Origin of the sequence: Pseudomonas citronellolis (genome assembly GCF_029335315.1) — a bacterium.
Taxonomy (GTDB): Bacteria; Pseudomonadota; Gammaproteobacteria; order Pseudomonadales; family Pseudomonadaceae; genus Pseudomonas; species Pseudomonas citronellolis_A.
In genome coordinates this window covers 1-3250 of the sequence record NZ_JARJLT010000293.1, presented here as the reverse complement: position 1 = coordinate 3250, position 3250 = coordinate 1, and the positions used below count along the sequence as shown (strand labels likewise).

Below are 3250 nucleotides of genomic sequence, written 5' to 3'. Positions count from 1 at the left end.
CAGGCGCGCTGGGTCTTCTCCATCACCGCGTAGTCGATGGAGTTGTCCGGGCAGCATTCGAAGGTGGCCGGGTCGATGTTGATCACCTCGCCTTCGTGCTGGCTGCGCTCCAGGGCCAGCAGGCAGGTGTCGTAGATGTCCGGGTCGTGGCGCTTGAGTTCGTCGAGGAAGCGGCTGGCGCGGAACAGGAACATGCCGCTGTTCCAGTAGTGCCCGCCCTGTTCGACGAACTGCCGGGCGCGGGCTTCGTCGGGTTTCTCGATGAAGCGTTCGACGCGCTCGACGCCGCCGGGCAGGGCGGCCTCGGCGGACGCGCGAATGTAGCCGTAGCCGGTTTCCGGGCGGCTGGCCGGCACGCCGAACAGCACCAGTTCGCCTTTCTCGGCGGCCACGGTGGCCAGCGCCAGGGCGCGCTGGAAGGCGCGCAGGTCTTCCAGCACGTGGTCGGCCGGGAGCACCAGCAGCAGTTCGTCACGGTCTTCGGCGACCAGCTTCATGGCGGCGATGGCCACCGCCGGGGCGGTGTTGCGGCCGAAGGGTTCGAGCAGGATGCCCTGGGTCTTCAGGCTCAGTTGTTCGAGCTGTTCCTGGAGAATGAAGCGGTGTTCCTTGTTGCTCACCACCAGCGGCGGCTCCATGCCGTCGAAGGCCAGGCGTTCCAGGGTCTGCTGGAACAGCGTGTGCTCGCCGGCCAGGGCCAGGAACTGCTTGGGGTAGAGCTTGCGGGAAAGGGGCCAGAGTCGCGAGCCGCTGCCACCGGAAAGAATGACGGGAATCATGGGGTTTCTCCTTAAACGTTCATGCGTTCTGTTGGGCGCCGGGCGCCGTTACCGTTTCGGGTGACCTCTCCGTGCGGGCCGTCTTGGCGGCTCGCTGATTTTTTTCTGCCGGTGTGACCGGTCTTTTTGTGGTGGTTCGTTCTTCTGACTCAGTCCGCCTTCACCGGCCGCTTGACCCACACCGGCGACAGCTTGCCGCCCTCGCCGGTGACGTAGAGGCACACCACCTCGCCGCGCTCCAGGGTCAGCGGCTTGAGGTCGCTGAGCTTTTTCGCGCCTTCGAACAGCGCCAGGTTCACTTTCACCGGGTTGATCTCGCGGTCGCCGCGGCCCTGCGGGGCGACGTTGCCGACCACTTCGGTCTTGCCGTCGGCGGTCTTCAGGGCCAGCGCCTGGCCGCTGAGGTTCTGCAGGCGGAGCAGGGCCTTCTGCTTGTTCTTGAACGGCGGCTCGGGCACCAGCCTGGCCTGGCCGCCGGGCTCGCTGACCAGGGTGTAGTAAGCGTCCGGGTCGAGTTTCACCGGCAGGTTCTGGTTGCCGATCTTGGCGGTGTAGGCGCCCGGCGGCAGGAACTCGAAGTCGCTGGCGTCCTGCGGAGCGATTTCGCCCAGCTCCACGGGGCCGAGGTTGACGTTCAGTTCGACGTGGCTGGCGTTGTAGGCCCGCACGAAGGCCGAACCTTGCGGCGCGGCGGGGCGGTACAGGCTGGCCTCGCCGGCATAGGCGCCGGCGCTTGCCAGGCCGAGGGCCAGGGTGGTCAGGACGAGGGACTTGGCTAGGGACATGGGGACTCCTCCCGTGGGGTGATGGCTCAGGGTGTGGTGGGGGCCTGGGCGGCCAGGCGTTGCTCGGGGGCGCCGGCCGCGCGCAACCGGGCCAGCCAGTCGGCGTCGAACTGGCTGAGGTCGCTGGGCATCGGCAGGTAGCGTTCGGGGAACTCCCAGATCAGCAGGCGCGGGTGGAAGTCCGGGTCCTGCAGCAGTTCGAGCATGGGTTCGAGCGGGCCCTTGCCGTCCTCGGCGTAGTTGATCAGGTCGGTGGACAGCGCTTGCCTGAGCGCGCCGGCGAAGTTCCAGCGCGGGTTGGCGCTGTAGCTGGTACCGACCAGGGCCACTTGCGGCAGGGTGCTGTCGTCGAAGAGCTCCTCGCTGGCTTTCTCGGTGGAGTAGGTGTGGCGTGCCTGCAGCTGATCCGGGGCGGGCAGCAGTTCGTCGAACAACGGGTCCAGGGGCAGGAAGCTCAGCAGGTCGCCCTTGTACGGCAGGTATTGGCTGACGTCGGTGATGAAGGTCTGCACCGGCAGCCCGGGGTGCTGGCCGGCGCGGATGCTCAGGGCCAGGTGCTGGGCGGCGGCCTCGGCGCCCAGCGGGGTCCAGTGGGTGTCGGTGCGCAGGAACACCTGGCCGTTGTTCTTGGCCTGTTCCAGGGTGTCCTGCAGTTTGGGCGCGGCCATGCCGGCCTGGCGCGCGCGCTGCAGGAACTCGTCATAGAGGCCGGCGTGCTGCTGCGCGGGGCGTTGCTTGCCGATGTACTCGGGGTAGAGGCGCGCCTTGGCCGGGACGATCGCCAGCACCAGTTCCACGCCGCGCCGCGCCAACTCGCGCTGCACGCCGCGCACCAGCGCCCAGTTGTCGTCGAGTTGGCTGGCGCTGGGCGCCGGCTTGAACTCTTCGTCGGTGAACAGCCAGCCGTCCTTGCCGATCACAACGCCGGGGCGGCCTTCGTCGAACAGGGTGTAGTCCAGCGCGGCCCAGAGGTTGGTGCCCAGGCGCTTGATCGGAAACTGCTTGTCGTAGTGGCCTTCGAAGGTGTGGGCCAGCGTGCCGTCGAGCAGCGTGCTGCCCTCGGCGGCGGTGAAGCCGGGGAAGGCTTTCAGTGACCACCCGGCGAGGCCGGCGAGCAGGCCGCAGAAGAGGGTGGCGTAGGTGTATTGCACGGGGGTGGGGTACATGCTCAGGCCTCGCTCAGAACTGGAAGTAGAGGAAGGGCGAGTAGCTCTGCGCGGAGAGCTTCAGCACCGAGGCGGCGAACAGCGCCAGCAGCACGGTCCTACCCGCCAGCGCGGGCAACAGGGCGGGCGTGCCAGCCTGGCGCAGGCGCCAGCAAGCGCCGGCCAGGATCGCGGCGTAGGCCACCACCAGGGTGCCGACCTGCAGGCCGGTGAGGCTGGCGCGGCTCTGTTCGGAGAGGCTCCAGTCGCCGAAGCTGAACATGGCTGCGTACATGCGCCAGGCCACGTGCAGGTTCTCGGCGCGGAAGATCACCCAGCCGACGATCACCAGGCCGAAGGTGAAGGCCCACTTCAGCGGGTTGAGCGCGCGCGGCGCGGCGTTCACCCCGAGGGCGCGCTCGATCGCCAGCCACACGCCGTGCCAGGCGCCCCAGATCACGTAGGTGACGTTGGCGCCGTGCCACAGGCCGCCCAGGAGCATGGTCAGGATCAGGTTGCGGTAGGTCTGGAAGGTGCTGCC

Annotated in this window: 3 protein-coding genes and 1 pseudogene; all 4 read right to left on the bottom strand. The window is 68.2% G+C overall.

Features of this window, described 5'->3' with window-relative positions; translation table 11 throughout:
• Window positions 1–779, bottom strand: a 779-nt coding sequence (locus tag P3W75_RS21775; RefSeq protein WP_276229389.1) for a sugar phosphate nucleotidyltransferase, incomplete at its 3' end; no start/stop codon positions are given.
• 149 nt (window positions 780–928) lie between these two features.
• Window positions 929–1564 (bottom strand): alginate O-acetyltransferase AlgF, encoded by a 636-nt coding sequence (locus P3W75_RS21770; RefSeq protein ID WP_276229388.1) that lies wholly within the window; start codon window positions 1562–1564, stop codon window positions 929–931.
• Window positions 1565–1590: 26 nt separating this feature from the next.
• Complete coding sequence (locus tag P3W75_RS21765) at window positions 1591–2730, bottom strand: alginate O-acetyltransferase (protein WP_276229387.1); 1140 nt, start codon at window positions 2728–2730, stop codon at window positions 1591–1593.
• A gap of 13 nt (window positions 2731–2743) precedes the next feature.
• Window positions 2744–3250, bottom strand: a pseudogene (locus tag P3W75_RS21760) (MBOAT family O-acyltransferase); the annotation flags it as partial.